The sequence below is a fragment of the Pseudomonas sp. OTU5201 genome, assembly GCF_038440135.1.
GTDB classification, from domain to species: Bacteria; Pseudomonadota; Gammaproteobacteria; order Pseudomonadales; family Pseudomonadaceae; genus Metapseudomonas; species Metapseudomonas resinovorans.
This window is the reverse complement of record NZ_JASATC010000016.1, coordinates 86,019-112,816: the sequence shown is the minus strand read 5'-3', so window position 1 is coordinate 112,816 and position 26,798 is coordinate 86,019. Positions and strand designations below refer to the sequence as shown.

The window sequence follows — 26,798 nt, the reverse complement described above, 5'->3', positions numbered from 1 at the left end:
TTGGAGCGGTCGCTGGGCTTCCCTCACCCCCAACCCCTCACCCAGAGGGAGAGGGGGGGCTGCTTCGGTGCTCAGCTCGACGCCGAAGCGACCGGCTGACATCGGGGGCGGTGCCCGAAGTCACCCCTCTCCCTTCGGGAGAGGGGCCGGGGGTGAGGGATGCATCCGCCCACTCGGACTCCCAGCTCAGAGCCTCGCCGTCGAAAACGTATCACACCGCCCCACTTCCCCCTTCTCGAACCCCATCTTGAACCAGCGCACCCGCTGCTCCGACGTCCCGTGGGTGAAGGAGTCCGGCACCACCTGGCCGCGAGCCTGGCGTTGGAGGCGGTCGTCGCCGATGGCGTTGGCGGCGTTGAGGGCTTCTTCCAGATCGCCAGGTTCCAGCCAGTTCAGGCGCTTCTGTGCGTGGAAGGCCCAGACGCCGGCCAGGCAGTCGGCCTGGAGTTCCTGGCGTACCAGCAGGCCGTTGTCGCCCTCCACCCGTTCTCCGCGTTGGCGGGCCGCGTTAACCTTCGCGGAAACGCCTAGCAGGGTCTGCACGTGGTGGCCCACTTCATGGGCGATCACATAGGCCTGGGCGAAGTCCCCAGCGGCCTGGAAGCGGCTGGCCATTTCCTCGAAGAAGTCCAGGTCCAGGTAGACCTTGCGGTCTCCCGGGCAATAGAAGGGGCCGACCGCCGACGAGGCGAAGCCGCAGGCCGATTGCACGCCACCGTTGAACAGCACCAGGGTCGGGTCCTGATACTGGCGACCGGCGGCCTGGAAGATGGCGCGCCAGGTGTCCTCGGTGTCACCGAGGATGGCGCTGACGAACTCGCGCTCTTCCGGCGTACCACTGGGCATGGCTGATTGCTGTTGGGGATTGACCGAGGCGTTCTGCTGGGTGATCTGGCCGAGGATCTGCAGCGGGTCCTCGCCCATCAGCAGCGCCACCACGACCACGATCGCGATACCGCCCAGGCCCAATCCCTTGCCACCGCCCAGGCGCATGCCGCCCCCTGCGCCTCCGGCGTCTTGTACGTTGTCGCTGCGACGCGCACGTTGCCAGCGCATGACCACTCTCCATTCGAAAGGCGAGTTAATCAGTGTTGACGCTGGAGGCGGGCACCGCCAGCCCGGTCGTCAGCCCAGTTCGGCCGGGGTCGGCAGCAGGCGGGCATGGGCCAGCAGTTGAACCTCACCGCCCACCAGCACATTTCCGTCTGTGGTAACGCATACATCAAGCCGGCTTGGGCGGCCGAGGAAGCGGCCCTGGGCCAGGGTGAACGGCTGGTTGGCGCGCTCCAACCCCTGCGCCACACGCCAGGCGGCCACCGGGCCTGCGGCGCTGCCGGTGGCAATGTCCTCGACCACGCCGAGCGGGTCCCAGGTGCGACCTTCGCGGGCGTCCACGTCCATCAGGAAGACGAAGGCGGCGCCTATACCGGCCAGGGCGTCTTCCAGCAATTCTCGCTGTTTCGCCGCAGCAAGGCCGGCAGCCGTCACTGGCAACAGCAGGTAGGGCAGGCCGGTGCTGACCACCTGGGCCGGGTAGCGGCCGTCACGCTCGCTGCCAAAGGCGGCGGCGAAGGCATCGGCGGCGGAATCGTCCAAAATCTGGCCGAACGCGGCGATGCCCTGGTCCATTTCTGCGTAAAAGCCCTTGCCCTGGCGGCGGGTGGCAATGCGCACCTGCTTCTCCGATAGCTGGAGCAGCCAGTTGGCGTCTGACTTGCCGCCATGCAGGTGATGCAGCAGGGCCGCGGCACCCAGGATCGGATGGCCGGCGAAGGGTAGTTCCTCTTCCACCGTGAACACGCGGGCGGAGAAGGCGTTCGGGGCCTCCAGCGGCGCCAGGAAGATCGACTCGAACTGCCGCAGCTCGCGGGTCAGTGCCTGCATGGCGGTGGGGGAGAGTCCGCTGCAGTCGGGGAAGACCGCCAGGCCGTTGCCGGCCAGGACCCGTTCAGCGAACACATCGACTTGCCAGTATTCCATTTCAGGCTCCAGGGAAAAGAAAACGGCCGCTTCAAGCGGCCGTCTGAGGGGATGCTCGGGTTCAGCGGGCAGGATACTCGCTGAGCACGCTCAGCTTGCCACCCTGGGCAACGCCGATCACCTGGTAGGCGTCCTGCCGGTCGCCCATTTCCATGCCGGGGGAACCCACCGGCATGCCCGGTACGGCAGCGCCCAACAGGTCGGGGCGCTCGCGCAGCTTGAGCACATCGCTGACCGGCACATGGCCTTCGACGAACTTACCGTCTACCACGCCGGTGTGGCAGGAGCCGAGCTGGTAGGGCACGCCGACGCGCATTTTCACTGCCGCCATATCGCTTTCCTCGTGGTCGCGGACCTGGATGCCGTTGTCCCGCAGGTGGCTGATCCAGGCCTTGCAGCAGCCACAGTTCGGGTCACGGTAGACGTCCATGGTGATGGGCTCGGCAGCCTGGGCGATGCCGGCCAGCAGGGTGGTGAGCAGGAGGAGGGAACGCATGGGGACTCCTTGCGGCCAGACAGGCCGGGGACAAAGACATGCAGGATAGCGCTGCACCTTTCCAGGCCCAAGCAAAGCTCTGTATCAGACTGTTCCGGAGCGGCCTATGCTTTTTCCTGACCTTGTTGCGAGACCAGACGATGCTCTTCACCCGCATCCTGCTGGGCCTGCAGGCCCTCATTCTTGCTGGCTTCGGGCTGGCGTATTTCATCCGCCCGGAAGAAATGGCCAGCCTCAGCGGCATGCTGCTGATGGACCCTTCGGCGGTGACCGATGTGCGCGCTTATTACGGCTGTCTGCAGCTGGGCATCGCTGCCTTCCTGCTGCTGGCCCAACTGCGCCTGCAATTGGCGCGGGCAGCACTGGATCTGCTGGTGCTCATCTATGTCGCCCTCGCCTTGGGGCGGATCAGCGGCCTCTGGTTGGACGGCAGCCTGGGGCAGACCTTCAACCTCTACGCGCTGCTGTTCGAGGTCGTGTCGGCGGGGCTGGCCTTTGCCGCGCTACGCAAGCTGGATGGGGCCTAGGCTTCCCAGCTCCTCTTCCTGAATTCCGGGTGGATCACGCTTTATCGATCCACCCTTCGTGCCCACCCCGGATCTACGGTTCTGTAGTCAGGGGGGTAAGTTTCATCGAGCCACCACCGAACTCAGCGCCGCTCCAGCAGCACGCCCGATTCCATGTGGTGCGTGTAGGGGAACTGATCGAACAGGGCGCAGCGCACCACCTTGTGGGTGTCGCTGAGCTGCTGGATGTTCGCCGTCAGGGTCTCCGGATTGCAGGAGATATAGAGGATACGGTCGAAGCGGCGGGTCAGTTCGCAGGTGTCCGGGTCCATACCGGCGCGGGGCGGGTCCACGAAGACGCTGCCGAACTCATAGCTCTTGAGGTCGATACCCGCCAGGCGGCGGAACGGGCGCACTTCGTTCAGCGCTTCGGTCAGTTCCTCGGCGGACAGGCGCACCAGAGTCACGTTATCCACAGCGTTCTCGGCCAAGTTGGCGAGGGCGGCGTTCACCGAGGTCTTGCTGATCTCGGTGGCCAGCACTTTGCGCACGCGGGTAGCCAGCGGCAGGGTAAAGTTGCCATTGCCGCAATAGAGCTCCAGCAGGTCGTCCTGGCGATCGCCCAGCACGTCGAAGGCCCAGCCCAGCATCTTCTGGTTCACCTCGCCGTTGGGCTGGGTGAAGGCCCCCTCCGGCTGACGATAGCGGAACACCCGGCCAGAAACGGTCAGTGCTTCCTCGACATAGTCGCGGCCGATGACGATGCGCTTGCCCTTGGAACGACCTACCAGGCTCACACCCAGTTCGGCGGCCAGCGTCTCGGCTTCGGCCTGCCAGGCGTCGTCCAACGGGCGGTGGTAGCAGAGCGTGATCAGCGCATCGCCGGCCAGGGTGGTCAGGAACTCCACCTGGAACAGCTTGAAGGACAGCACCTTGCTCGCTTGCCAGCCGGCTTTCAGGCGCGGCATCAGTTCGTTGATGCGGCGGCTGGCGATGGGGAAGTCGTCGATCATTACCGGGGTGAACTTGTCGCCGGCTTCGAACATCGCGTAGTGGCGGTTTTCGCTGCCGGTCTCGCGCCACAGGCGGAATTCGGCGCGCAGGCGATAGTGCTCGCGGGGGGATTCGAAGACGTCTGGTTCCGGGGCATCGAAGGGCGCCAGCAGCGCCTTCAGGCGCTGCGTCTTCTCGGCAAGCTGGGCGGTGTAGGCCGCCGGGTCGAACTGGGGACGACTCATCAGTGGAAGAAACCCATCTTGATAACAAAGAGCACCGCGAGGATCACCAGCGCCGGGCTCAGCTCTTTATAGCGGCCGGCGAGGGTCTTGATCGCGGCCCAGGCGATGAAACCGAAGGCGATGCCATCGGCAATGGAATAGGTGAACGGCATGGCCAGGGTGGTGATCAGCACGGGGGCGGCAGTGGTCAGGTCGCTCCAGTCGATCTCGGCCAGGCCCGAGGCCATCAGCACGGCGACGAAGAACAGTGCCGGGGCGGTGGCGAAGGCCGGCACGCTACCCGCCAGCGGCGAGAGGAACAGCGCCAGCAGGAACAACACGGCCACGGTGAGCGCGGTCAGGCCCGTGCGGCCGCCAGCGCTGACGCCCGCAGCGGACTCGATGTAGCTGGTGGTGGTGGAGGTACCCAGCAGGGAACCGCCCATCGCAGCGGTGGAGTCGGCGATCAGGGCTCGGCCCATCTTCGGCATGTAGCCATCGGCGCGCATCAGGCCGGCCTTCTTCGCCACGGCGATGAGGGTACCGGAGTTGTCGAACAGGTCGACGAAGAGGAAGGCGAAGATCACGCTCACCAGGCCGATTTCCAGCGCCCCCTTGATGTCCAGCTGGAGGAAGGTGGGGGCCAGCGACGGCGGCATGGAGAAGATGCCCCCGAACTGGGAGACGCCCAGCGCGATGCCGGCGATGGTCACCAGGAGGATGCCGATCAGCACGGCGCCGGTCACCTTGCGGGCTTCCAGGGCGACGATCAGGAAAAAGCCGAGCACGGCCAGGATCGGCTCGGGCTTGGTCAGGTCACCGACGGTCAGCATGGTCACCGGGTGGGCGGCGACGATGCCGGCCTTCTGCAGGGCGATCAGCCCGAGGAACAGGCCGATGCCGGCGGCGATGGCCGAGCGCAGCTCCAGTGGGATGCTGTTGATGATCCACTCGCGGATCTTGAATACCGAGAGCACGAAGAACATGCAGGCGGAGAGGAACACGGCGCCCAGGGCTACCTGCCAGGTGTGACCCATTTGCAGGACTACGGTGTAGGTGAAGAAGGCGTTCAGGCCCATGCCGGGCGCCAGGGCGATGGGGTAGTTGGCGATCAGCGCCATGGTGGCCGAGCCGATAGCGGCTGCAAGGCAGGTGGCGACGAAGATCGCACCCTTGTCCATGCCGGTCTCGCCGAGGATGGCCGGGTTGACGAAGAGGATGTAGGCCATCGTCAGGAAGGTCGTCAGACCGGCCAGGACCTCGGTGCGCACATTGGTGTCGTGCGCCTTGAGTTGGAACAGCTTTTCCAGCATGTGTGGGCTCCCCGTGACGCACTGCGTCGTTGTCACTCAGCTGGCGAAAAGCAAAGCACAAATGCACGGCGCACGCGGGCGCCATGGACTTTTCTCTGCCAGTCTGAAAAAAGGCGCGCATCATACCAGCTCGCCCCGGAGCGGTGAATTTGTGACCGGACGGACAGCTTCGGTTTCCTGGAAAAGGAGAACACCATGCATACCCAACCTCATCTCCAGGCCCTGATCGCCGTTGCCGAAGGCGTTGAAGACCTGGAAACCGTGACCCTGATCGACGTGCTGCGGCGCGCCGACATCAAGACGGTGGTGGCCAGCATCGAAACCCGCCGGATGATCACCCTGGCCCGCGGCACTCGTTTGACAGCCGACACCATGCTGCTGGACGTGCTGGCCCAGGATTACGACCTGATCGTCCTGCCCGGCGGCATGCCCGGCGCCCAGCGCCTGGGCGAGCACGAGCCGCTGGCCGAGAAGGTCCGCCAGCAGGCCAAGGCCGGCCGTTTCTTCGCGGCCATCTGCGCCTCCCCGGCCATGGCCCTGCAGCCCTACGGCGTGCTGCGCCAGCGCCGCATGACCTGCTACCCGGCCTTCAGTGACCGGCTGTCCGGTTGCGCCTTCGTCGACCAGCCGGTGGTGGTCGACGGCAACTGCATCACCGCCCAGGGACCGGGCTCTGCCCTGGCCTTCGCGCTGACCCTGGTAGAGCAACTGTGTGGCAAGGCCAAGCGCAACGAGGTGGCGAAGGCGATGCTGGTGGAGTGATTGGGACGAATCGCCATCTGTAGGGGCGAATTCATTTGCTGTAGGGGCGATTTCAATCGCCAAGCAGCCCGAAGGGCTGCCCTGCGGACATTCCGGGGTCAGCTGCGCCGCCCTTGGCGAATGCATTCGACCCTACAAGAGCCCTCGCCCAGGCTCAGCTCAGTGCAGCTTGTCCCGCTTGGCCAGGCTCGGGAACAGCTTCATCCACAGGCCGGTCACGATCAGCGTACCGACACCCCCCATCACCACCGCGGGCACGGTGCCGAACCAGGCCGCGGTGACGCCGGACTCGAACTCACCCAACTGGTTGGACGCGCCGATGAACAGCCCGTTCACCGCGCTGACGCGGCCGCGCATCTCGTCCGGGGTGTGCAGCTGCACGAAGGCGCCGCGGATCACCATGCTGATCATGTCCGCTGCGCCGAGCACCGCCAGCACCGCCAGGGAGAACCAGAAGGAGGTGGACAGGCCGAAGGCGATGGTCGCCACGCCAAAGATCCCGACCGAGGTGAACATGATCCGGCCCACATTGCGCTCGATGGGGAAGCGTGCCAGCCAGAAGGACATCAGCAAGGCGCCGACGGCCGGGGCCGAGCGCAACAGGCCCAGGCCCCAGGGGCCGGTGAGCAGGATGTCCTTGGCGAACACCGGGAGCAGGGCGGTGGCGCCACCCAGCAATACGGCGAAGAGGTCCAGGGAGATCGCGCCTAGGATGTCTGGCCGGCTGCGGATGAAGCGGATGCCCGCCAGCAGGTTCTCCAGGTTGGCCGGCGCCTTGTTGGCTTGCTGCTGGCTGCTCGAAAGCCCCAGCATCAGGACGCAGGCGGCGATGTATAGAACCGCCGTCGGGCCGTAGACCCACAGGCTGCCGAAGGCATAGAGCAGGCCGCCGAGGGCCGGTGCGACGATGGTCGCCGCCTGCATCGCCGAGGCCGAGGCGGCCACCGCACGGGGGAACAGCTCCTTGGGCACCACGTTGGGCAACAGTGCCTGGGTAGCCGGCATCTCGAAGGCGCGCGCGGCGCCCAGGATGAAGGCCATGAGGAAGATCAGCTCGCGGCTGGCGTTGTCGGTGGCGCTGGCGAACACCAGCGCCCCAGCCACCAGGGCCTGCAATACCTGGCAGAGGGCGGCGACGCGGCGGCGGTCGAAGCGATCAGCCACGTGCCCGGTATGCAGCATGAACAGCACGCGCGGCAGGAACTCCACCAGGCCTACCAGGCCCAGGTCGAGCACGTTGCCGGTGAGTTCGTAGATGTGCCAGCCGATGGCGACTGTGATCATCTGGAAGCCGCTTGCCGTACAGACGCGAGCGAACCAGAAGGCCAGGAAGGGACGATGGTGGCGTAGGAGAAGGGGCTGAAACATATCCGAAAAAGCTTAGGCTGCTAACGGTAGCGCAGCCTAGCACGATGGCTGAAACATGCGGTTGCATTTGCCGAACAGAGCGTTCGATCAGCGCCTGCTTCTCGGAAATTTCTGACCAAAGAGACAGATTTTTCCTTTGTGTCTGTCAGTGATTTCGATAGAATTTGACTTTCAAGTCAGGTTCATCCCTCCGACTACGCTCATATCGACGACCCTTCTCCCCGGGGGGCCGACAACCGTGTTTTGCACAAAGAAAAGGGCCGGCCAACGCCGGTCGATGAGGAACGGGCATGTCCACTCCCGAGTTATCCCGCCGCGCCTTCCTGCAAGGCAGCGTCGTCGCCGGTATCGGCATCACTCTTGCTCCCTTGGGCAGCAAGGCCTTCGCCGCGCTGTTCGAAGAGCAGGTCACGCGCACACCCGAGCCCTGGTACACGGCGGGTGGCCAGGCCCGTGGCCGGATCGACGGCGTCAGCAAGGTCTGCGGCGGCAAGGTGTTCTCCCGTGATATCCGCGCCAAGGACATGCCGGGCTGGCCGCAGCAGCAGGGCCATGCGCTGCTGCTCAAGGCCACCCGTGCTGACGAGCTCTATCAAGGTTTCGATCTGTCGATGCTGGGCGAAGCGCTGAAACCGGATCGCGTGGTGACGGCCGCCGATCTGGCGCGCGACGGTATCGCCTTCCCCGAAGGCCACAGCCCCGATCCCTTCCTACCGGAAGGCCAGGTGCCGATGTTCATCGGCCACCCGGTCGCGCTGCTGATCTGGAAGGATTTCGACCGCTTCCGCCGGGCGAAGAACATCCTCAAGTTCAACGAGAAGGTGATCCGCTACGGCGCCAAGGCCCCGCTCTACCAGCGCGACCCCTATGGCAGCTTCCGTTTCGTCCGCGTTGGCGGCGCCACGCCCTTTGAGGCGGATACCTTCTCCAGCCTGAAGGACAGCATGCTGTTCCCGCTGATCCGCGAGCGCAAACCGACCTGGGGCGCTGGCAACCCGGCTGGCGATCTCACCGCCCAGGGCATCTACCACGCCGAGCAGATGCAATCGAAGCTGGCCAATCCGCCGGAAGGCTGGATGGTCTTTGACGAACGCTTCAAGACTCAGTCCATTGAGCCGGCTGCCTTGGAAGCGGACAACGGCAACGGCTGGTACGACCCGGCCACCGGCACCCTGCATTTCGTCGTGGCCACCCAGTGCCCCTTCGAGGTGGCCGAGCAGACCGCGCACATGCTGGCGCCGTCGCGCTTCAAGGTCGCGACGCTGAACATGCACCCCGGTTACACCGTGGGCTACGGCTCCAAGGACAACAACATCTTCGTGTTCTACGCCGCCCTGGCGGCAATTTACGGCGACGGCGTGCCGGTGCGTCTGGCCAATGACCGCTACGAGCAGTTCCAGAGCGGTATCAAGCGTCACCCCTTCGACATGCATTACCAACTGGCGGTGAAGAAGGACGACCTGTCGTTCCAGATCTTCCGCGCCCATATGGATGTCGACGGTGGCGGACGCATCAACTACAGCCCGTCGGTCGCGGCGGTGGGCGCCACCGCCGCGCAGTCCATCTACTACCTGCCGCAGAGCGACCTGGCTGCCACTGCCTATCACTCCCGTGGCGTCGAAGCTGGCTCCATGCGCGGCTACGGCACCCTGCAGACCATGGCCGCCACCGAAATGATGGTGGACGAAGTCGCCGAGCGCCTGGGCGTGGACCCCATCGAACTGCGTCGCAAGAACGTCTTCAAGTCCGGCATGAAGAACACTCAGGGTGCGATTCCGGCTGGTGCCCTGCGCCTTGAGGAAATCCTCGACAAGGCCGCGCAGCACGAGGTCTGGAAGAACCGCGACACCCGCAAGCGCGAGGAAGAGGCGAAGGACCCGGACAACTACTACGGCGTCGGCTTCGCCATCTGCCAGAAGGACTTCGGCACCGGCTCCGAGGCACCCATGGCGAGCCTGGAGTTCACCGCCGACGGCCGCGTGATGCTGCGCCAGATCGCCATCGATATGGGCACCGGCATGGCCACCTCCCAGGCTCTGCTGGTGGCCGACTACCTGGGTCGCCCGGCGCATGAAATCCGCACCGGCGTCACCGAGTGGGCCGAGCTGGACCTGACCACCAGCGGCAACCCCTACCTGATCAGCCAGACCGAGCAGGATGCCGCGCTGAAGAACCCGCGCTGGGTCGGCAAGCTGGCTTCGCCGTCGTCGGCGACCAACTCCGCTTACTACTCCGGCCATGGCACCCGCGAGGCCGCGCGCATCCTCTTCAATCACGGCCTGTGGCCGGCGGCGCTGGCCATCTGGGGGCGCGGGGAGTTCGGCGGCCTGGCCAACCCCTACGTGGTACGCCGCGAGGACGCCCATTGGGTGGAAGGCAAGCTGACCGCCAACGGTCTGCCGCCGATCCCCTTCGAGCTGCTGGCGCACAAGGCCCACGAGCTGGGCCTGGTCACGGGCGTCAGCGTCCACGGTTTCAACCGCTGGGCCTGGGCCGAGGGCGAGTTCGACATTGACGGCAAGCGCGACACCTTCCCGCTGGACGCCGTGGCCGTCAAGTACGGTGACGGTGCTACCAAGGAGAAGAAGGCGAAGATGACCAGCCACGGCTACCACCTGCTGGACCGTACCGCCATCAGCTATCCGCCGACCCAGCTGAACAACGCCATGGTCACCTACTACAGCCCGGTGGCGACGCTGGTGGAAGTGAAGGTGAACAAGGGCAGTGGTGAGGCGCGGGTGATCAACCACCATTCCTGGCTGGAGTGCGGCCGGGTGATCGTGCCCGAACTGGTGCTCGGCCAGCTCGAAGGCGGCATCGCCATGGGCATCGGCCACGCACTGCTGGAAGACATGCCGCTGTATGAGGGCGGCCCCGGCGAAGGCACCTGGAACTTCAACCGTTACCAGCTGCCCCGCGCCAAGGACTGCGCAGTGTGGAAACAGACCGCTGAAATTCTCCCGCCGCTGTCGCCCAGCGACCCGGCCAAGGGGATTGCCGAAGTGGTGATGATCCCCGTCGTCGGCGCCATCGTGAACGCCGTGGCCCACGCCACCGGCAAGCGCCTGCGCGACCTTCCCTTGACTCCGGCCCGCATCAAGGAGGCCCTCCATGGCTAAGCGCGCCCTCAGCATGACCCTCAACGGCCAGGCCGTCGGTCCCTTCACCGTGGACGACGACCTGATGATGATCGAGTTCCTCCACGAACACCTGAACCTCACCGGCTCGCGTCTGGGTTGCGGTCAGGGCATCTGCCACGCCTGCGTGGCGATCCTCGACAAACCGGATGGCACCAGCGAGGAGATCCGCACCTGCATCACCGGCGCGCACTTCTTCGACGGCAAGAAGGTGCGCACCATCGAAGGCCACGCCAAGCGGGATGCCAAGGGCGAAGTGACCGAACTGAATCCGATCCAGCAGAAGTTCATCGACCAGTTCGCCTTCCAGTGCAGCTACTGCACCCCCGGCTACGTCAACGCCGCCACTGTGCTGGTGGAAAAGCTCCAGCGCCAGCCGGTCAAGCGCAGCGAACTGGACGGGGAGATCGAACACGCCCTGGGCAACCACATCTGCCGCTGCACCGGTTATGTCCGCTACTACAAGGCTGCGCGCGAAGTGGTAGAAGGCCTCGGCCTGGTCAAGGAGGGTTGAGGATGCGCTCGTTTCTCCTCGCAGCCCTGCTGCTGCCCCTGGCCGCCCAAGCCGCTGAACAGCCGGTGGCCAAGGCGCTGATCGAGCGCGGCAAGTACCTTTCCCGAGCCGCCGACTGCGTGGCCTGCCACAGCATCGAAGGCGGTGCCGAGTACGCTGGCGGCCTGCCGCTGGTGTCACCGTTCGGCACCATCTACGGCACCAACATCACTCCGGACAAGGAGCATGGCATCGGTGACTACAGCGCCGAAGAGTTCTACAAGGCCGTGACCCAGGGCGAGCGCAAGGACGGTGGCAAGCTGTACCCGGCCATGCCCTACACCTCCTATCACCTGCTCAAGCGTGAAGACTCCGACGCCATCTACGCCTACCTGATGAGCCTGGAGCCCATCGCCAAGCCGAGCCCGAAGACCGACCTGGCCTTCCCCTTCAACGTGCGCTTCGGCATGACCTTCTGGAACATGCTCTACAAGAACCGCGTGCAGCTCGAACCGGCCGACGGCAAGGGCGAGGAGTGGCAGCGCGGCCAGTACCTGGTGGAAGTGCTCGGCCACTGCGGCGAGTGCCATACCCCGCGTAACGCGCTGGGTGCCCTGCAGCAGGACCTGCGCATGACCGGCGGCGTGATCCTCGGCTACGAGGCCCCGAGCCTGCTGGCCAAGGACCTGGCCGAGCGTGGCTGGACCACGGATGACCTGGCCACCTTCCTCAGGCACGGTATCAGCGACCAGGGCTCGGTGTTCAACGAGATGTACCCGGTGCTGCACCACAGCACCCAGTACCTGCCGCAGGACGACCATCGCGCTATGGCCACCTACCTGTTGGGCGAGGAGCCGCCGGCGCCGCGCAAGATCGCTGCCGTGGCCGAGGCTGAACTGGGCGAAAGCGCCGCTCGCGGGCGCCAGGACTACCTCAACGTCTGTGCCGGTTGCCACGGCGCGGCGGGAGAGGGCGTGCCACACGTGGCGGTTGCCATGAACGGCAACACGACCCTGCGCCTGGCGGATTCCCGCAACCTGCTGCGGGTGATCGACGACGGAATCCGCGAGCAGCAGTTCACCGGCTTCGAACGGATGCAGCCAATGCCCGGCTTCAGGGATAAACTCGACGACGGCCAGATGCGCGACCTGCTCAATTACCTGCGTCAGACCTGGGGCGGCCTTGAGGGTGAGGTGAGCCCGGAGCGGGTGACGGAGCTGCGCGGCGAGGTCCTGTCGTCTCACTGATTAGGGTATTTCCCACGATGCAACACCTCGATCTGCTGGTGGTGCGCAAGGCGCTGGAGTGGTCCGCTTCTGGCCAGCGCGTGTGGCTCTGCACCGTCCTCGCGACCTATGGCTCGGCGCCCCGCGCGCCGGGTTCCCTGCTGGCGGCCACCGCCGACGGGCACTGGATCGGTTCGCTGTCCGGTGGCTGCGTGGAAGATGACTTTCTCGAACGCCTGGTCGCCGGTGCCTTCGCCGAGCCGGTTCAACTGGTGCGCTATGGCGACGGCAGCGATACCCACTCGTCGATCCGTCTGCCTTGCGGCGGTATTCTCGACGTGCTGGTGGAAAACCTGCCTTCCGATTGCGATGTCCAGGCCCACCTGCGCGAGCTGGAAACGGCCTTGGCCGGCCAGCGCCGGCTGATCCGCGAAGTTTCCCTGCCTGAGGGCGCGCGGCGCCTGTTGCCGGACCGCGAGCATGGCCCGCGGGTGGAGCGCCTGGGCGACCTGCTGCACCTGCGCGTCGGTGCCGCCCAGCGCTTGCTGTTGGCGGGTTATTCCACTGTGGCCCAGGTATGCGCCGAGTTTGGCCAGAGCCTGGGCTTCGAGGTGGTGCTCTGCGACCCGCGTGAAGAGGCGCTGCAGGGCGTCGAGTTGCCCGGCGTGGAAATTCGCCGCGAGCTGCCTTCGGAATACATCCGCCAGGGCGGCTGCCACGCCGACACCGCCGTGGTCGCCCTGACCCACGATCCGAAGATCGACGACCTGGCGATGATCGAGGCGGTGCGCACCGAGGCGTTCTACATCGGTGTGATGGGCTCGATGGCCACCAGCGCCAAGCGCATGGAGCGCCTGCGCCGGGTCGGCGGCCTGAATGAGGCGGAGCTTGCGCGCATCATCGCCCCGATCGGCCTCAACCTTGGCAGCAAGACCCCGTCCGAAATCGCCCTGGCGGTGCTCGCGGACATCCTGCGGGTGCGCAATGGGATTGCGCGGGAAAGGGTTTGATCGGACGAGTCCAGTCGCACGAGTCCCTGTAGGGTCGAACTCATTCGCCAAGGGCAGCTATGCTGCCCCCTTCGGTCTTGCAGAGCAGACCTTCGGCCTGCTTGGCGATTGAAATCGGCCCTACAGTTTCATCGCCCCGGGAGTTGATGCATGCCCAATGTCCCCGCCCTGATCCTCGCCGCCGGCTTCGGCACCCGCTTCGGCAGCGACAAGCGCCGCGCCACCCTGGCTGACGGTCGCACCCTGCTGGCGGCGAGCCTGGAGCGCGCCCGGACGGTGTTCGACGAGGTGCATGTGGTGCTGCGCCCGGAGGACGACCCGGCGGCGCTGGGGTTGCCGGACGGCTGCAGCATCATCCTCTGCGAAGACGCCGGGCAGGGCATGGGCCATAGCCTCGCGGCTGGTGCGCGGGCCTTGGCGGGTGGGAAAGGGGAGGCCATTGCGGTGCTGCTGGGCGACATGCCCTGGATCGCCGAATCCACCCTGCGCGTGCTGATGGCCAAGGCGGCTGTCGGGCGCATTGTCTTCCCCGTGCATCACGACGAACGGGGTCATCCCGTGCTCTTCGGCCGGGATTTCTGGTCGGAGCTCCAGGCGCTCACGGGCGACGAAGGCGCACGGCGGGTGCTGCGCGCCCATGCTTCCGCCTGGGTGGCGGTGGGGGTGGACGATCCGGGTGTGCTGCGTGATGTGGACAGCCCCGAGGCCCTCTATCCCAGTTCCGCTTCCTGAAACGCTGTAGCCCGGATGCAATCCGGGAACGGTGGTGTTGGCATTCCCGGATTTCATCCGGGCGACGAGCTGTTGGGTTTCGCTGCCGCGCTAGCGGTAAGCCGCCCGCACCAACCTAAAAGGGCTCCATACCCCCGTATATTCCATGCGGCGGTCGGCCGCGCGGCAACCTGTCGCGCGGCAACGAACCACAGCTTCCAGAAAGCCTTGAACGGCTACTCTTTATGCATTGCTTGATCCGCGTCAAAACCTCTGGGGCGGGTTTGTGAAGGGCCAACATGGCCCGCGTCCAGTCCCAGCAGACCCCACAAGAACAATTCGGTCCGGCCTGGCTCCTCTATCCGGTGGAGTCGCGCGGGGCCTGTACCCGTATCAACCTGATTAGAGGATTCGCCATGTTCGGATTGGAGGCTCTCGATCTCGCCCGAATGCAGTTCGCCTTCACCGTGTCGTTCCACATCATCTTCCCGGCCATCACCATTGGCCTGGCGAGCTACCTCGCCGTCCTGGAAGGCCTGTGGCTGAAGACCCGGCAGGAGGTCTACCGCGACCTCTATCACTTCTGGTCGAAGATATTCGCAGTGAACTTCGGCATGGGCGTGGTCTCCGGCCTGGTCATGGCGTACCAGTTCGGCACCAACTGGAGTGCCTTCTCCGACTTCGCCGGTGCGGTCACCGGGCCGTTGCTGACCTACGAGGTGCTCACCGCCTTCTTCCTGGAGGCCGGCTTCCTCGGCGTCATGCTGTTCGGATGGAATCGCGTGGGTCCGAGCCTGCACTTCTTCTCCACGGTGATGGTGGCCATCGGCACCATCATTTCCACCTTCTGGATCCTCGCCTCCAATAGCTGGATGCAGACCCCGCAGGGCTTCGAGATCATCGACGGCCGCGTGGTACCGGTGGACTGGCTCGCGGTGATCTTCAACCCGTCCTTCCCCTACCGCCTGCTGCACATGGCCACTGCCGCCTTCCTCGCCACCGCCTTCTTCGTCGGCGCCTCGGCGGCCTGGCACCTGCTGCGCGGCCGCGACAACCCGGCGATTCGCAAGATGCTCTCAATGGCCATGTGGATGGCGCTGATCGTGGCCCCGGTACAGGCGTTCATCGGTGACCTGCACGGCCTCAATACCCTCAAGCACCAGCCGGCGAAGATCGCCGCGATGGAAGGCCACTGGGACAACAGCAGTGGTGAAGCCACCCCGCTGATCCTCTTCGGCTGGCCAGACATGGAGCGCGAGGAAACCCGCTTCAAGGTGGAGGTTCCCTACCTCGGCAGCCTGATCCTGACCCACAGCCTGGACAAGCAGGTGCCGGCGCTGAAGGACTTCCCGAAGGAAGACCGACCCAACTCCACCGTGGTGTTCTGGTCGTTCCGCATCATGGCGGGCCTGGGCATGCTGATGATCCTGGTCGGTGTCTGGAGCCTGTGGCTGCGCTGGCGCGGCGGGCTGTTCCAGTCCCGGCCGTTCCTCTACCTGTGCCTGTGGATGGGCCCGTCCGGGTTGATCGCGATCCTCGCCGGCTGGTTCACCACTGAGATGGGCCGCCAGCCTTGGGTGGTCTACGGGCTGATGCGCACGGCCGATGCGGTGTCCAACCACAGCGTGACGCAGATGAGCCTGACTCTGGTGAGTTTCGTGGTGGTGTACTTCGTGCTCTTCGGCGCGGGCTTGGGCTACATGATGCGCCTGGTGCGCAAGGGCCCGGTCACCCACGAAGGCAAGGAACAGGGTATTGGCGGCCCCGGCCAGCACCGCACCCCTGCGCGCCCGCTCTCGGCGACCGAAGAGGGTATGGACGATGACGACAACGCTACCGAGGTAAGGAGCTGAACCATGGGCGTCGACCTTTCACTGATCTGGGCGATCATCATCATCTTCGGCGTGATGATGTACGTGGTGATGGACGGTTTCGACCTCGGAATCGGCATCCTCTTCCCCTTCGTCAAGGATGACGGCGAGCGCGACGTGATGATGAACACCGTCGCGCCGGTCTGGGACGGCAACGAGACCTGGCTGATCCTCGGGGGCGCCGGCCTGTTCGGCGCTTTCCCGCTGGCCTACTCGGTGGTGCTGTCCGCGCTCTACCTGCCGCTGATCCTGATGCTGCTGGGGCTGATCTTCCGTGGCGTGGCCTTCGAGTTCCGCTTTAAGGCCCGGCCGGCCAAGCGTCACCTGTGGGACAAGGCCTTCATCGGTGGCTCCATCGCCGCCACCTTCTTCCAGGGTGTGGCGCTCGGCGCCTATATCGAAGGCATCCCGGTGGTGGACCGCACCTTCGCCGGCGGCTCGCTGGACTGGCTGGCACCCTTCCCGATGTTCTGTGGCCTCGGCCTGATCGCGGCCTACGCATTGCTGGGCTGCACCTGGCTGATCATGAAGACCGAAGGCCGCCTGCAGCAGCAGATGCACGACCTGGCGCGGCCGCTGGTGCTGGTGCTGCTGGGTATCACCGGCATTGTCAGTATCTGGACCCCGTTGGCCCACGAGGACATTGCTGCGCGCTGGTTCAGCCTGCCCAACCTGTTCTGGTTCATGCCGGTGCCGATCCTGGTGCTGGTGTGCACCTGGGCGTTGTTGCGCGCGGTGGCCAACAACGCCCACCACGCGCCCTTCGTGCTGACCCTGGTACTGATCTTCCTTGGCTATAGCGGCCTGGGTATCAGCCTCTGGCCGAACGTGATCCCACCGTCCATCTCCATCTGGGACGCCGCGGCTCCTCCGCAGAGCCAGGGCTTCATGCTGGTGGGGGCGCTGTTCATCATCCCCTTCATCCTGATGTACACCGCGTGGAGCTACTACGTGTTCCGCGGCAAGGTGACCCAGGAAGACGGTTACCACTAGGAGCGGCCTGTGGATAAGTCAGAGAAGAAACCGCTGTGGCAGCGCCTCGGCTGGCTGGTGGGCATCTGGGCCCTCAGCGTGCTGGCCCTCGGCGCCGTGGCCTACCTGCTGCGGATGTTCATGACGGCGGCGGGGTTGAGTACACACTGACTGGAGTCCGAGCAGCGTTCAACAGCCCTCACCCTAACCCTCTCCCAGAGGGAGAGGGGACTGTCCGTGCCTGGGGCTGGCCGGCGTGAGTCACCCCTCTCCCCTTGGGAGAGGGGCCGGGGCGGGCCGCGTTCGGATGAGGGTAGTCAGGCCCAGCGCAGAGTCATTTGCTCGCCTTGAGCACCACGAACTTCGGCGTTGCCGCCACCTGTTCCACGCCCCTGAACAAGCGCTTGAGCTTGGCGTGATAACCCAGGTGGCGGTTGCCCACGATCCATAGCTCGCCCCCCGCCACCAGTGCATTGCGCGCCTGCACGAACATGCGCCAGGCGAGGAAGTCGCCTACCACCTGCTGCTGGTGGAAGGGTGGATTGCACAGCACCAGGTCCAGCGAGTCCGCAGGCTGTTCGGCCAGGCCGTCGCCCGCGCGGATATCCACAGGGCGTTCGCCGAGTGCCGCTTGCCAGTTTTCCCGAGCCGATTGCACCGCCATGTAGGACTCATCCACCAAAGTCATCTGCGCCTGCGGGTTGGCCAGGGCGTAGGCGATGCCAAGCACGCCGTTGCCGCAACCCAGGTCCGCCGCACGGACGTCCGCCAGGCTGCGTGGCAGGTGCGGGAGGAAGGCGCGGGTGCCGATATCCAGGCCTTCGCGGCAGAACACGTTGGCATGGTTGATCAGGGTCAGGCGCGGCTGGTCCAGTTGGTAGCGGGTGGGGTAGGGCGACGTGACGGTCGGTTTCTGTTCGGGCGTGGCGATCAGCAGGCGAGCCTTTTTCACCGCCAATGACGGTTGCATCGGGCCGATGTACCGGGTCAGCAGGTCACCCGCAGCGTGAGGCAGGTGCTTGACCATGCCGGCGGCGACCACCGTGGCACCGGGAGCGAGCTGGCCGTGCAGACGGATCAGTTGCTCTTCCAGCAGCGCCAGGGTCTTGGGCACGCGGATCAGCACGCGGTCGAAGGGACCGATGGCCACTTCACTGGCGGGTACGAAGCGCACGGCGGGGGTATCGAGGCCATTGCGCGCCAGGTTGCGTTGCAGGGCGATATGGCCCAGATGCGAGTCGCCGCTGCTGGTGACCCGCGCGTGAGGGGCAAGGCTGGCGGCCAGGGCGCCGAAGCTGTCGTTCAGCACCAGAATGCGCGTCTCGGCGGTCAGCCCCTGCTCATGCAGGTGACTGAGCAAGTACTCGTCGGCGGCGTCGAAGGCCTGCAGCGGGTCGTCTTGCTGTTCGGGCTGACGAACGAGATCGAGCTGGGCAAAAGGCGTAGCGAATATAGGCATAAGAACCGGCGGTGTTTCTGAAGGCCGCTTTGCGAGACACTGGGGCGGCCTTCGAACGAATCGGAAAAGAGTGGGAGCGGAGTATGACCGCCAGCGAAGAGAAGTTCACCCGTCAGACCCTGCTGGATGTGCAGACCCTGACGCCCAACCTGTTCACCCTGCGCACCACCCGCGACGCGGGTTTCCGCTTCCGCGCCGGTCAGTTCGCCCGCCTGGGGGTGACCAAGGCCGATGGCAGCACCGTCTGGCGCGCCTATTCCATGGTGTCGGCGCCTCACGACGAGCATCTGGAGTTCTTCTCGATCGTCGTACCGGAGGGCGAGTTCACCAGCGAGCTGTCGCGGTTGAAGGAAGGCGACACCCTGATGGTGGACAAGACGGCCTTCGGCTTCCTCACCCTCGACCGCTTCGTCGATGGCCGGGACCTCTGGTTGCTGGCCACCGGCACGGGCCTTGCGCCCTTCCTGTCGATCCTCCAGGACCTGGAAGTCTGGCAGCGCTTCGAGCGCATCATCCTGGTCTACAGCGTGCGCCAGGCGGCCGAGCTGGCTTATCAGCCGCTGATCGACGACCTGAAGACCCGCGATTACCTGGAAGGCGTGGCCGACAAGCTGCTGTACATCCCCGTAGTGACCCGCGAGGACGTTTCCGGCGCGCTGCACGGGCGCATCACCACCCTGATCGAGAACGGTGAGTTGGAACGCGCCGCCGGCCTGGACCTGACCCCGGAACACTCGCGCGTGATGCTCTGCGGCAACCCGCAAATGATCGAGGACACCCGCGCCGTGCTGAAGGCGCGCGACATGAACCTCAGCCTGACCCGTCGGCCGGGGCAGGTGGCGGTGGAGAATTATTGGTAGGCGTGTGTGGTGGATGAATGGGTTGTAGGGGCGATTTCAATCGCCAAGGGCAGCGCAGCTGCCTCCGTTGTGGCCCGGTGTGGCAGACCTTTGGCCTGCTTGGCGATTGAAATCGCCCCTACAGGTGTTCTTCGCCTCAGGCATCCAGTTCAATCCGGCTCGCACAACTCCCATCACACCGCCCCGGACAGCTGCACCCCGTGCTGCTGCGACCGGTGGCACGCTCCATGCGCCGGGCCACGGGCTCGTCGTCGGCAAAGGGCAGCATGGTGGCTTCGTCCAGCTGGCGCTGGCTCCTGCCACCCAGGCAGGCCTGGGTGGCGAGGTAGAAGAAGGTCAGCGCGGCGAGGCTGAGCAGGGCATAGGTGCTGTTGCTATCCATGAGCCACCGCCTGCGCTACCGCTTCGGTGCTGCGGGCTTCTCTAACTCGAATCGTGCGCCAGGTGTTCCAGGCCATCAGCAGCATGCCGGTGACGAAGAAGATGCCGCCCACCATGCGCACCACGAAGCCGGGATGGCTGGCTTCCAGCGCTTCGACGAAGGAATAGGTGAGGGTGCCGTCCTCGTTCACCGCACGCCACATCAGGCCCTGGGTGATGCCGTTGACCCACATGGAGGCGATGTAGAGCACGGTGCCGATGGTGGCCAACCAGAAATGGGCGTTGATCAGGCCGATGCTGTGCATATGCGCGCGGCCGTACAACCGGGGGATCAGGTGGTAGAGCGAGCCGATGGTGATCATCGCCACCCAGCCCAGCGCCCCGGCGTGTACGTGGCCGATGGTCCAGTCGGTGTAGTGGGAGAGGGCGTTGACGGTCTTGATCGCCATCATCGGGCCTTCGAAGGTACTCATGCCATAGAAGGCCAGGGACACCACCAAAAAGCGCAGGATCGGGTCGTCGCGTAACTTATGCCAGGCCCCGGAGAGGGTCATCATGCCGTTGATCATGCCGCCCCAGCTGGGTGCCAGGAGAATGATCGACATCACCATGCCGAGGGACTGTGCCCAGTCGGGCAGGGCGGTGTAGTGCAGGTGGTGCGGACCGGCCCAGATGTACAGGGTGATCAGTGCCCAGAAGTGCACGATGGACAGACGGTAGGAGTACACCGGGCGCCCGGCCTGCTTGGGAATGAAGTAGTACATCATCCCGAGGAAACCGGTGGTGAGGAAGAAGCCCACGGCGTTGTGCCCGTACCACCATTGCACCATGGCGTCGGTGGCGCCGGAATAGACCGAGTACGACTTGAACCAGCTCACCGGAATGGCCATGTGGTTGACGATGTGCAGCATCGCGGTGACGAGGATGAAGGCGCCGAAGAACCAGTTGCCCACGTAGATGTGTTTGGTCTTGCGCTTCATCACCGTGCCGAAGAACACCACCGCGTAGGCGATCCAGACGATGCCCATCCACACCGCGCCGGTGAACTCCACCTCGGCGTATTCCTTGGTGGTGGTCAGGCCTTGGGGCAGGGTGACCAGCAGGATCACCACCAGCGCCTGCCAACCCCAGAAGGTGAAGGCGGCCAGCGCGCCGCCGAAAAGCCGCGCCTGGCAGGTGCGCTGCACCGTGTAGTAACCGGTGGCGAACAGCGCGCTGCCGCCGAAGGCGAAGATCACCAGGTTGGTGTGCAGCGGGCGCAGGCGGCCGAAGCTGGTCCAGGGCAGGTCTAGGTTCAGCGCCGGCCAGACGAGCTGGGCGGCAATGAACACACCCATGCCCATGCCGACGATGCCCCAGACGATGGTCATGAGGGCGAACTGGCGAACCACCTTGTAGTCGTAGGTCGGTTCCGGGATTGCGGTGTTCATGTGCGGGCCTTTCGGTTGGGAAGACTGAGCGGCCGCCACTCTAGAAAGCTCGCCGAAAAGGAAACAGACTCAGATCGCGGCACTTTTTGGTGCTCAGATAGGGGCGGTCCCATTTAGGCTTTCCGTAGAAGCGAACTTGCTCGCGAAGCGCAACAGTTCGCGAGCAAGCTCGCTCCTACAGTCCAATCTGATATGGTTTTTATCGAAGTATCTGGCGCTGTTTATCCTCAGCCTCGCTGGCGATAGTTAAGGCTCTGCCCGCCTTGCTGGAGCCCGCTTGCATGTACCACTACGACGACTACGACCGCGCCCTGGTGCAGGAGCGCGTGGCGCAATTCCGCGACCAGGTGGCGCGGCGCATCAGTGGCGAGCTGACCGAGGAAGAGTTCCTGCCCCTGCGCCTGCAGAACGGCCTTTACCTGCAGAAGCACGCCTACATGCTGCGGGTCGCCATTCCCTATGGGACGCTGTCGTCCAGCCAGATGCGCTGCCTCGCACGCATCGCCCGCGAGCACGATCGCGGCTACGGCCACTTCACCACCCGGCAGAACATCCAGTTCAACTGGATCGACCTCGCCGAAGTGCCGGACATCCTCCAGCAACTGGCCGAGGTGGACATGCACGCCATCCAGACGTCCGGCAACTGCGTGCGGAACATCACCACCGAGGCCTTCGCCGGGGTGGCTGCCGATGAGGTGCTCGACCCGCGTCCGCTGGCGGAAATCCTGCGTCAGTGGTCCACAATCAATCCGGAATTTCTGTTCCTGCCGCGCAAGTTCAAGATTGCCCTATGCGCCGCTGAGCAGGACCGCGCCGCCGTGCAGATGCACGACATCGGCCTCTACCTGTACCGCGACGACGCGGGCGAAATGCGCCTGCGGGTGCTGGTGGGCGGTGGCCTTGGCCGTACACCGATCCTCGGCCAGCAAATTCGCGACGGCCTGCACTGGCGCCATCTGCTGTCCTACGTCGAAGCCATCCTGCGCGTCTACAACCGGCACGGGCGGCGCGACAACAAGTACAAGGCGCGGATCAAGATCCTGGTCAAGGCACTGGGTATCGAGGCATTCGCCCGCGAGGTGGAAGCCGAATGGCAGCACCTGAAGGACGGCCCAGCCGAGCTGACCGAGGCCGAGTACCAGCGGGTTGCGGCTAGCTTCGACACACCGGCTTACGCCCGCCTCGACGATACCGATCTTGGCCACGGCAGCCATCTGGCACGGGACCCGGCGTTCGCCCGCTGGTGCGCGCGCAACCTCCAGCCGCACAAGGTGCCGGGCTATGCCGCGGTGGTGCTGTCCACCAAACCCGGCCCTGACGCGCCGCCCGGCGATGTGACGGCGGCCCAGATGGAGGCAGTCGCCGACTGGGCCGAGCGCTTCGGTTTCGGTGAAATCCGTATCGCCCACGAGCAGAACCTGGTGTTGCCGGATGTACGCAAGGCCGATCTTCACGCACTTTGGCAACTGGCCCGTGAGCAGGGCCTGGCGACAGCGAACGTTGGCTTGCTCACCGACATCATCGCCTGTCCGGGAGGTGACTACTGCTCCTTGGCCAACGCCAAGTCCATCCCCATTGCCCAGGCCATCCAGGCGCGCTTCGTCGACCCGGCGGCGCTGCAGGCGCTGGGTGACCTCAGCCTGAACATCTCCGGCTGCATGAACGCCTGTGGCCACCACCACATCGGCAATATCGGCATCCTCGGCGTGGATAAGGGCGGCAGCGAGTGGTACCAGATCACCCTCGGCGGCGCGCAGGGCATGGACAGCGAGCTGGGCAAGGTGATTGGCCCATCCTTCAGCGCTGATGAGGTGCCGGATGTGATCGAGCGGGTGGTGGAGACCTTCCGCGACTACCGCGAGCCGGAAGAGCGCTTCGTCGACACGGTGCGGCGCATCGGCCTGGAGCCCTTCAAGGTAAGGGTCTACGCCAAGGCGGAGGTGTCGGCATGAACAACCTGATCAAGCTTGTAGATGGCCAGGCACGCCTGGTCGACGATCCCTGGACGCTGGTGCGCGAGGTGCAGGAATCATTGCCCGCCGGGCCGCTGATCCTGCCGCTGCCCCTCTGGCAAGGGCGCGAGGGGCGCGATGGCTTGTTCTTGCAGCCTGACGACGAGGTGGAGCCGCTGGCCTCGCTGCTCGATGGGCTGTCGCTGATCGCCATCGACTTTCCCAGCTTCCGCGACGGCCGCGGCTACAGCCAGGCGTACCTGCTGCGCACCCGCCTGGGGTGGCGCGGCGAGCTGCGTGCGGTGGGTGATGTGCTGCGCGACCAGCTCAGCCATATGCGCCAGTGCGGCTTCGATGCCTTTGCCGTGCGTGAGGACAAATCCGCCGAAGATGCGCTCAAGGGACTGGCCGGAGTGAGTGTGCTCTATGGACGTTCGGTGATCGAGCCGAGGCCGCTGTTCCGTAGGCGCTGAGAAAGTTCGTACACGATTGGTAAAAATTCCCGGATTAAGCCTGGCTATTTTCTAATCTAGGATGTCCGATCCGTTTTCCCAACTCGGAAGCCAATGAACAGCGATTGTTGCAAGCCGCCCCCTGCGCCCCAGGGGGCGGCACCCCATCCCTCCGGCGCCACGGCGCGCCGATCCGAATCGCAGCGCCCCGCTGCATGTTCCCCGCACAGGTCGAAGCAACGCCAACCGGCGTGGCTCGCGCGTGCCCGTAACCTTCTCCCGAGAGCCTGACCCCTATGGAATGGATAGTTGACCCTACGGCCTGGTTGGGCCTCTTGACGCTGATCGTTCTCGAAATCGTCCTCGGCATCGACAACCTGGTGTTCATTGCCATCCTGGCCGACAAATTGCCGCCAGAGCAGCGCGACCGCGCGCGATTGATCGGCCTGTCTCTGGCCCTGGTGATGCGCCTGGGCCTGCTGGCCAGCATTTCCTGGCTGGTCACTCTCACCACGCCGTTGTTCGAGGTGTTCGACAAGAGCTTCTCCGGCCGTGACCTGATCATGCTGTTCGGTGGTGTGTTCCTGTTGTTCAAAGCCACCATGGAACTGCACGAGCGCCTGGAAGGCCGCGTCCATAGCCAGAGTGGCAGCCGTGCCTACGCGCTGTTCTGGCCGGTTGTCGCGCAAATCGTGTTGCTGGATGCCGTGTTCTCCCTGGACGCGGTGATCACCGCCGTGGGCATGGTCGAGCACCTGGAAGTGATGATGATCGCGGTGGTGGTGTCCATCGGCCTGATGATCATCGCCAGCAAGCCGCTGACCGCCTTCGTCAATGCCCACCCGACGGTGATCATGCTGTGCCTGGGCTTTTTGATGATGATCGGTTTCAGCCTGACCGCCGAAGGTCTGGGCTTCCACATTCCGAAAGGCTACCTGTATGCCGCCATCGGCTTCTCGCTGCTGATCGAGGCCGCCAACCAACTGGTGCGCTGGCGCCGCAAGCGCCAGCTGCACGGCGGCCGCGAGCTGCGCGAACGCACCGCCCACGCCGTGCTGCGCCTGCTCGGTGGGCGCGGCGTGGAGGCCGACGAAGTGGGTGACGACATCGCCGACCTGCTGGACGGCGGCGACGCCGGCAAAGTGCCCTTCGATCGCCGTGAGCGAATCATGATCAGTGGCGTTCTGGGGTTGGCTGAGCGTCCGATTCGTACCCTGATGACTAACCGCAGCGAGGTGGAACGCATTGACTTGCACGAGCCGCGCGAAAGCATTCGCGACGCCCTGCTGCGTTCGCCGCACTCGCGTTTGTTGGTGATCCGTGACGGTGATGTGGATGAGCCACTGGGCTACGTGCACAAGAAGGAGCTACTGCGCGAACTGCTCCAGGGCCAGCAGCCGGACTTCGAGCAGGTACTTAGAGTCCCGCCGAACCTGCCGGAAAGTGCCTCGGTGCTGAGTGCCCTCGAGGAAATGCGCAAGGCGTCGACCCACGTGGCCTTTGTGGTCAACGAGTTCGGTGGCTTCGAAGGCCTGCTGACCATGACCGACATCCTTGAGTCCATCGCTGGCGAACTGCCTGATGCCAGCGAGGTGGACGGCCTGGACATCGAGCCCTGCGAGGGCGGTTGGAATGTCAGCGGTGCGGTGAACCTGAGCCTGCTGGGTGAGCGCCTGGGCTTTTCCGCCAAGCCTGGCGAGGACTACCAGACCCTGGCCGGCCTGGCGATGAGCCTGCTGGACCGACTGCCGGTGACCGGCGACGCTCTGGAAGTGGAGGGTTGGCAACTGGAGGTGATCGAGGTGAAGGAGCGACGGGTGAACCGGTTGTTGCTCAAGCCCATCTCATAGAGGGCCAGGGCGTTGTAGGGGCCATTTCATTCGCCAAGCGGACCGCGGGTCCGCCCTGCAACCCTACAAATGACAACGGCGCCTGATGGCGCCGTTGTCATTCATGCGGTTTCCGTCACGACTGCTTGTCCTGCTGCGCTTTGAGCAGGTCGCGAATCTCGGTCAGCAGTTCCTGCTCCTTGGTTGGTGCCGGCGGGGCTTCCGGTGCGGCGGCTTCTTCGCGCTTGAGCCTGTTGATCGCTTTCACCCCCATGAAGATCGCAAAAGCCACGATCACGAAGTCCAGAATGGTCTGGATGAACTTGCCATAGCTCAGTACCACGGCCGGGATGTCGCCCTCGGCCGCCTTCAGGGTGACGGCCAGGTCGGAGAAGTCCACACCGCCGATCAACAGACCAATGGGCGGCATGATCACATCGCCCACGAAGGACGAGACGATCTTGCCGAAGGCGGCGCCGATGATGATCCCCACGGCCATGTCGACCACGTTGCCCTTGACGGCGAAGGATTTGAATTCACTGATCAGACTCATGTTTCACTCCCTGAGGTTCTGGTTTTAACGCTGAAGTGTAATTCAGCAAGTCGAGGCTGCCAGGGACGGCCACCTCCTTGTGCGGGCGCACATGCTAGGGCCCGGGGACCGGTCGTGCCAAGCTCGGGAGGAGATTCCGTCAGGTGGCGCTTTCCTGCGGCGGTGCCTGGTCTAGCCTGAGAGGGAGGCTGCAAGAGGAGGGTCGCTGCCATGCCACTAGAACATCATCCGCTCAACCGTGAATTCCCGGAGTTCAAGGACACCATGCGCTCGTTGCTGCAGAGCGACGCGCACTTTGCCCGGTTGGCGGGGGAGTACCAGGATCTGGATTCGCGTATCTACGAAGTCGAGGACGGTAACCAGGCCCTCGACGACAACGCACTGCACGGCCTTAAGGTCCAGCGCGTTGCGCTCAAGGACGAAATCGCCCGGATGCTCAAGAGCGCCAAGGGCTGACGCCCTGCCTTGATCGGGGTCAACAGGGCCGGGGAGGCGGCCGGATAGGCTGGGGCATCCACTATCCGGAGTCTCTTCCATGCCTGCCACTACTCAATTGCCCGGCGCGGATTTTTCGTCTGTGTCGTCCGTTTCGCCTGAACGTCAGGAAGCTGTCGAGCGCCTGGAACGCCTGCAACAGCAGTACGAGCTGCTGCAACGGCGCATCGCGCGCGTCGAAGAGGGCAGCGAGCCGCTCGATGGCTCCAGCCTGACAGCCCTGCACATGCGCCTGGATGGCCTGCGCGAGGATCTGGAACGCCAGCGTCGGCGAGCCAGCGGCCAGTGCTGCAACTGTGGGGGCGGCTGCCGAGGCTGATCCGCT

General features: G+C 64.9%; 26 protein-coding genes. 16 read left to right on the top strand and 10 right to left on the bottom strand.

Annotated features, from left to right (window positions below):
• Positions 1–186: 186 nt before the first annotated feature.
• The 3 genes from ypfJ to AAHM40_RS12455 form a co-directional block, all read right to left on the bottom strand.
• Complete coding sequence (gene ypfJ / locus AAHM40_RS12465; RefSeq protein ID WP_342244915.1) at positions 187–1,056, bottom strand: KPN_02809 family neutral zinc metallopeptidase; 870 nt, start codon at positions 1,054–1,056, stop codon at positions 187–189.
• Between the two features lie 69 nt (positions 1,057–1,125).
• Positions 1,126–1,980: a PhzF family phenazine biosynthesis protein gene (locus AAHM40_RS12460; protein WP_342244914.1), complete on the bottom strand. Its 855-nt coding sequence runs from the start codon at positions 1,978–1,980 to the stop codon at positions 1,126–1,128.
• A gap of 61 nt (positions 1,981–2,041) precedes the next feature.
• A complete protein-coding gene (locus tag AAHM40_RS12455; RefSeq protein WP_342244913.1) occupies positions 2,042–2,476 on the bottom strand; it encodes a DUF411 domain-containing protein in 435 nt (144 codons plus the stop codon).
• 140 nt (positions 2,477–2,616) lie between these two features.
• Between AAHM40_RS12455 and AAHM40_RS12450 the strand changes: the two genes are divergently transcribed.
• Positions 2,617–3,003 carry a DUF4345 domain-containing protein gene (locus AAHM40_RS12450; RefSeq protein ID WP_137821031.1) on the top strand — a complete coding sequence of 129 codons (387 nt, stop codon included), beginning with the start codon at positions 2,617–2,619 and terminating at the stop codon, positions 3,001–3,003.
• Positions 3,004–3,125: 122 nt separating this feature from the next.
• Here the strand turns inward: AAHM40_RS12450 and trmA are convergent, their stop codons facing one another.
• Positions 3,126–4,220, bottom strand: a complete 1,095-nt coding sequence (gene trmA, locus AAHM40_RS12445) for a tRNA (uridine(54)-C5)-methyltransferase TrmA (RefSeq protein ID WP_342244912.1) — start codon at positions 4,218–4,220, stop codon at positions 3,126–3,128.
• Positions 4,220–5,512, bottom strand: coding sequence for an NCS2 family permease (locus tag AAHM40_RS12440; RefSeq protein WP_342244911.1), 1,293 nt, complete (start codon positions 5,510–5,512; stop codon positions 4,220–4,222). The genes trmA and AAHM40_RS12440 overlap by 1 nt, the downstream gene beginning before the upstream one ends.
• A gap of 195 nt (positions 5,513–5,707) precedes the next feature.
• Between AAHM40_RS12440 and AAHM40_RS12435 the strand changes: the two genes are divergently transcribed.
• Complete coding sequence (locus AAHM40_RS12435; RefSeq protein WP_342244910.1) at positions 5,708–6,274, top strand: DJ-1 family glyoxalase III; 567 nt, start codon at positions 5,708–5,710, stop codon at positions 6,272–6,274.
• A 159-nt stretch (positions 6,275–6,433) separates the two neighbouring features.
• Here AAHM40_RS12435 and AAHM40_RS12430 read toward each other — a convergent pair whose 3' ends face one another.
• Positions 6,434–7,642 (bottom strand): MFS transporter, encoded by a 1,209-nt coding sequence (locus AAHM40_RS12430; RefSeq protein ID WP_342244909.1) that lies wholly within the window; start codon positions 7,640–7,642, stop codon positions 6,434–6,436.
• A 290-nt stretch (positions 7,643–7,932) separates the two neighbouring features.
• Between AAHM40_RS12430 and AAHM40_RS12425 the strand changes: the two genes are divergently transcribed.
• From AAHM40_RS12425 to AAHM40_RS12390, 8 genes are all read left to right on the top strand, one after another.
• A complete protein-coding gene (locus AAHM40_RS12425; RefSeq protein WP_342244908.1) occupies positions 7,933–10,761 on the top strand; it encodes a xanthine dehydrogenase family protein molybdopterin-binding subunit in 2,829 nt (942 codons plus the stop codon).
• Entirely contained in the window at positions 10,754–11,293 is a 540-nt protein-coding gene (locus AAHM40_RS12420; protein ID WP_342244907.1) for a (2Fe-2S)-binding protein, read from the top strand. Before AAHM40_RS12425 ends, AAHM40_RS12420 begins: the two co-directional genes overlap by 8 nt.
• Before the next feature lie 2 nt (positions 11,294–11,295).
• The gene (locus AAHM40_RS12415) at positions 11,296–12,519 is read left to right on the top strand and encodes a cytochrome c (RefSeq protein ID WP_342244906.1); all 1,224 of its coding nucleotides are present in this window, start codon (positions 11,296–11,298) and stop codon (positions 12,517–12,519) included.
• A gap of 17 nt (positions 12,520–12,536) precedes the next feature.
• Complete coding sequence (locus tag AAHM40_RS12410; protein ID WP_342244905.1) at positions 12,537–13,508, top strand: XdhC family protein; 972 nt, start codon at positions 12,537–12,539, stop codon at positions 13,506–13,508.
• A gap of 150 nt (positions 13,509–13,658) precedes the next feature.
• Complete coding sequence (locus AAHM40_RS12405) at positions 13,659–14,240, top strand: nucleotidyltransferase family protein (RefSeq protein WP_342244904.1); 582 nt, start codon at positions 13,659–13,661, stop codon at positions 14,238–14,240.
• 395 nt (positions 14,241–14,635) lie between these two features.
• On the top strand, positions 14,636–16,072 hold the full coding sequence (locus AAHM40_RS12400; protein WP_342244919.1) for a cytochrome ubiquinol oxidase subunit I: 1,437 nt from the start codon (positions 14,636–14,638) through the stop codon (positions 16,070–16,072).
• Between the two features lie 3 nt (positions 16,073–16,075).
• Positions 16,076–17,083: a cytochrome d ubiquinol oxidase subunit II gene (gene cydB / locus AAHM40_RS12395; protein ID WP_342244903.1), complete on the top strand. Its 1,008-nt coding sequence runs from the start codon at positions 16,076–16,078 to the stop codon at positions 17,081–17,083.
• A 9-nt stretch (positions 17,084–17,092) separates the two neighbouring features.
• Complete coding sequence (locus AAHM40_RS12390; protein WP_036997560.1) at positions 17,093–17,233, top strand: DUF2474 domain-containing protein; 141 nt, start codon at positions 17,093–17,095, stop codon at positions 17,231–17,233.
• A gap of 163 nt (positions 17,234–17,396) precedes the next feature.
• Here AAHM40_RS12390 and AAHM40_RS12385 read toward each other — a convergent pair whose 3' ends face one another.
• Positions 17,397–18,521 carry a class I SAM-dependent methyltransferase gene (locus AAHM40_RS12385; RefSeq protein ID WP_342244902.1) on the bottom strand — a complete coding sequence of 375 codons (1,125 nt, stop codon included), beginning with the start codon at positions 18,519–18,521 and terminating at the stop codon, positions 17,397–17,399.
• Positions 18,522–18,604: 83 nt separating this feature from the next.
• Between AAHM40_RS12385 and AAHM40_RS12380 the strand changes: the two genes are divergently transcribed.
• Positions 18,605–19,381: a ferredoxin--NADP reductase gene (locus AAHM40_RS12380; RefSeq protein WP_342244901.1), complete on the top strand. Its 777-nt coding sequence runs from the start codon at positions 18,605–18,607 to the stop codon at positions 19,379–19,381.
• A gap of 136 nt (positions 19,382–19,517) precedes the next feature.
• Here the strand turns inward: AAHM40_RS12380 and AAHM40_RS12375 are convergent, their stop codons facing one another.
• The gene (locus AAHM40_RS12375; RefSeq protein ID WP_342244900.1) at positions 19,518–19,763 is read right to left on the bottom strand and encodes a cbb3-type cytochrome c oxidase subunit 3; all 246 of its coding nucleotides are present in this window, start codon (positions 19,761–19,763) and stop codon (positions 19,518–19,520) included.
• Positions 19,756–21,192 (bottom strand): cytochrome-c oxidase, cbb3-type subunit I, encoded by a 1,437-nt coding sequence (gene ccoN / locus AAHM40_RS12370; RefSeq protein ID WP_342244899.1) that lies wholly within the window; start codon positions 21,190–21,192, stop codon positions 19,756–19,758. Before ccoN ends, AAHM40_RS12375 begins: the two co-directional genes overlap by 8 nt.
• Before the next feature lie 281 nt (positions 21,193–21,473).
• Between ccoN and AAHM40_RS12365 the strand changes: the two genes are divergently transcribed.
• The 3 genes from AAHM40_RS12365 to AAHM40_RS12355 all read left to right on the top strand — a co-directional run bounded on the left by AAHM40_RS12365 (position 21,474) and on the right by AAHM40_RS12355 (position 25,446).
• Positions 21,474–23,144: a nitrite/sulfite reductase gene (locus AAHM40_RS12365; protein ID WP_342244898.1), complete on the top strand. Its 1,671-nt coding sequence runs from the start codon at positions 21,474–21,476 to the stop codon at positions 23,142–23,144.
• Entirely contained in the window at positions 23,141–23,617 is a 477-nt protein-coding gene (locus AAHM40_RS12360; RefSeq protein WP_342244897.1) for a DUF934 domain-containing protein, read from the top strand. Before AAHM40_RS12365 ends, AAHM40_RS12360 begins: the two co-directional genes overlap by 4 nt.
• Before the next feature lie 275 nt (positions 23,618–23,892).
• Positions 23,893–25,446, top strand: a complete 1,554-nt coding sequence (locus AAHM40_RS12355) for a TerC family protein (protein ID WP_342244896.1) — start codon at positions 23,893–23,895, stop codon at positions 25,444–25,446.
• 115 nt (positions 25,447–25,561) lie between these two features.
• Here the strand turns inward: AAHM40_RS12355 and mscL are convergent, their stop codons facing one another.
• The gene (gene mscL / locus AAHM40_RS12350; protein ID WP_342244895.1) at positions 25,562–25,978 is read right to left on the bottom strand and encodes a large-conductance mechanosensitive channel protein MscL; all 417 of its coding nucleotides are present in this window, start codon (positions 25,976–25,978) and stop codon (positions 25,562–25,564) included.
• 210 nt (positions 25,979–26,188) lie between these two features.
• On the opposite strand from mscL, the gene AAHM40_RS12345 reads away from it, so the two are divergent.
• Positions 26,189–26,434, top strand: a complete 246-nt coding sequence (locus tag AAHM40_RS12345; protein ID WP_342244894.1) for a YdcH family protein — start codon at positions 26,189–26,191, stop codon at positions 26,432–26,434.
• A gap of 79 nt (positions 26,435–26,513) precedes the next feature.
• Entirely contained in the window at positions 26,514–26,792 is a 279-nt protein-coding gene (locus AAHM40_RS12340; protein ID WP_342244893.1) for a hypothetical protein, read from the top strand.
• The last annotated feature ends 6 nt before the right edge of the window (positions 26,793–26,798 follow it).

What these genes read in the sequence shown, in the direction of transcription:
- ypfJ (WP_342244915.1), bottom strand. Translation starts at nt 1,056, where the DNA reads ATGCGCTGGCAACGTGCGCGTCGCAGCGACAACGTACAAGACGCCGGA.
- AAHM40_RS12460 (WP_342244914.1), bottom strand. Translation starts at nt 1,980, where the DNA reads ATGGAATACTGGCAAGTCGATGTGTTCGCTGAACGGGTCCTGGCCGGC.
- AAHM40_RS12455 (WP_342244913.1), bottom strand. Translation starts at nt 2,476, where the DNA reads ATGCGTTCCCTCCTCCTGCTCACCACCCTGCTGGCCGGCATCGCCCAG.
- AAHM40_RS12450 (WP_137821031.1), top strand. Translation starts at nt 2,617, where the DNA reads ATGCTCTTCACCCGCATCCTGCTGGGCCTGCAGGCCCTCATTCTTGCT.
- trmA (WP_342244912.1), bottom strand. Translation starts at nt 4,220, where the DNA reads ATGAGTCGTCCCCAGTTCGACCCGGCGGCCTACACCGCCCAGCTTGCC.
- AAHM40_RS12440 (WP_342244911.1), bottom strand. Translation starts at nt 5,512, where the DNA reads ATGCTGGAAAAGCTGTTCCAACTCAAGGCGCACGACACCAATGTGCGC.
- AAHM40_RS12435 (WP_342244910.1), top strand. Translation starts at nt 5,708, where the DNA reads ATGCATACCCAACCTCATCTCCAGGCCCTGATCGCCGTTGCCGAAGGC.
- AAHM40_RS12430 (WP_342244909.1), bottom strand. Translation starts at nt 7,642, where the DNA reads ATGTTTCAGCCCCTTCTCCTACGCCACCATCGTCCCTTCCTGGCCTTC.
- AAHM40_RS12425 (WP_342244908.1), top strand. Translation starts at nt 7,933, where the DNA reads ATGTCCACTCCCGAGTTATCCCGCCGCGCCTTCCTGCAAGGCAGCGTC.
- AAHM40_RS12420 (WP_342244907.1), top strand. Translation starts at nt 10,754, where the DNA reads ATGGCTAAGCGCGCCCTCAGCATGACCCTCAACGGCCAGGCCGTCGGT.
- AAHM40_RS12415 (WP_342244906.1), top strand. Translation starts at nt 11,296, where the DNA reads ATGCGCTCGTTTCTCCTCGCAGCCCTGCTGCTGCCCCTGGCCGCCCAA.
- AAHM40_RS12410 (WP_342244905.1), top strand. Translation starts at nt 12,537, where the DNA reads ATGCAACACCTCGATCTGCTGGTGGTGCGCAAGGCGCTGGAGTGGTCC.
- AAHM40_RS12405 (WP_342244904.1), top strand. Translation starts at nt 13,659, where the DNA reads ATGCCCAATGTCCCCGCCCTGATCCTCGCCGCCGGCTTCGGCACCCGC.
- AAHM40_RS12400 (WP_342244919.1), top strand. Translation starts at nt 14,636, where the DNA reads ATGTTCGGATTGGAGGCTCTCGATCTCGCCCGAATGCAGTTCGCCTTC.
- cydB (WP_342244903.1), top strand. Translation starts at nt 16,076, where the DNA reads ATGGGCGTCGACCTTTCACTGATCTGGGCGATCATCATCATCTTCGGC.
- AAHM40_RS12385 (WP_342244902.1), bottom strand. Translation starts at nt 18,521, where the DNA reads ATGCCTATATTCGCTACGCCTTTTGCCCAGCTCGATCTCGTTCGTCAG.
- AAHM40_RS12380 (WP_342244901.1), top strand. Translation starts at nt 18,605, where the DNA reads ATGACCGCCAGCGAAGAGAAGTTCACCCGTCAGACCCTGCTGGATGTG.
- AAHM40_RS12375 (WP_342244900.1), bottom strand. Translation starts at nt 19,763, where the DNA reads ATGGATAGCAACAGCACCTATGCCCTGCTCAGCCTCGCCGCGCTGACC.
- ccoN (WP_342244899.1), bottom strand. Translation starts at nt 21,192, where the DNA reads ATGAACACCGCAATCCCGGAACCGACCTACGACTACAAGGTGGTTCGC.
- AAHM40_RS12365 (WP_342244898.1), top strand. Translation starts at nt 21,474, where the DNA reads ATGTACCACTACGACGACTACGACCGCGCCCTGGTGCAGGAGCGCGTG.
- AAHM40_RS12360 (WP_342244897.1), top strand. Translation starts at nt 23,141, where the DNA reads ATGAACAACCTGATCAAGCTTGTAGATGGCCAGGCACGCCTGGTCGAC.
- AAHM40_RS12355 (WP_342244896.1), top strand. Translation starts at nt 23,893, where the DNA reads ATGGAATGGATAGTTGACCCTACGGCCTGGTTGGGCCTCTTGACGCTG.
- mscL (WP_342244895.1), bottom strand. Translation starts at nt 25,978, where the DNA reads ATGAGTCTGATCAGTGAATTCAAATCCTTCGCCGTCAAGGGCAACGTG.
- AAHM40_RS12345 (WP_342244894.1), top strand. Translation starts at nt 26,189, where the DNA reads ATGCCACTAGAACATCATCCGCTCAACCGTGAATTCCCGGAGTTCAAG.
- AAHM40_RS12340 (WP_342244893.1), top strand. Translation starts at nt 26,514, where the DNA reads ATGCCTGCCACTACTCAATTGCCCGGCGCGGATTTTTCGTCTGTGTCG.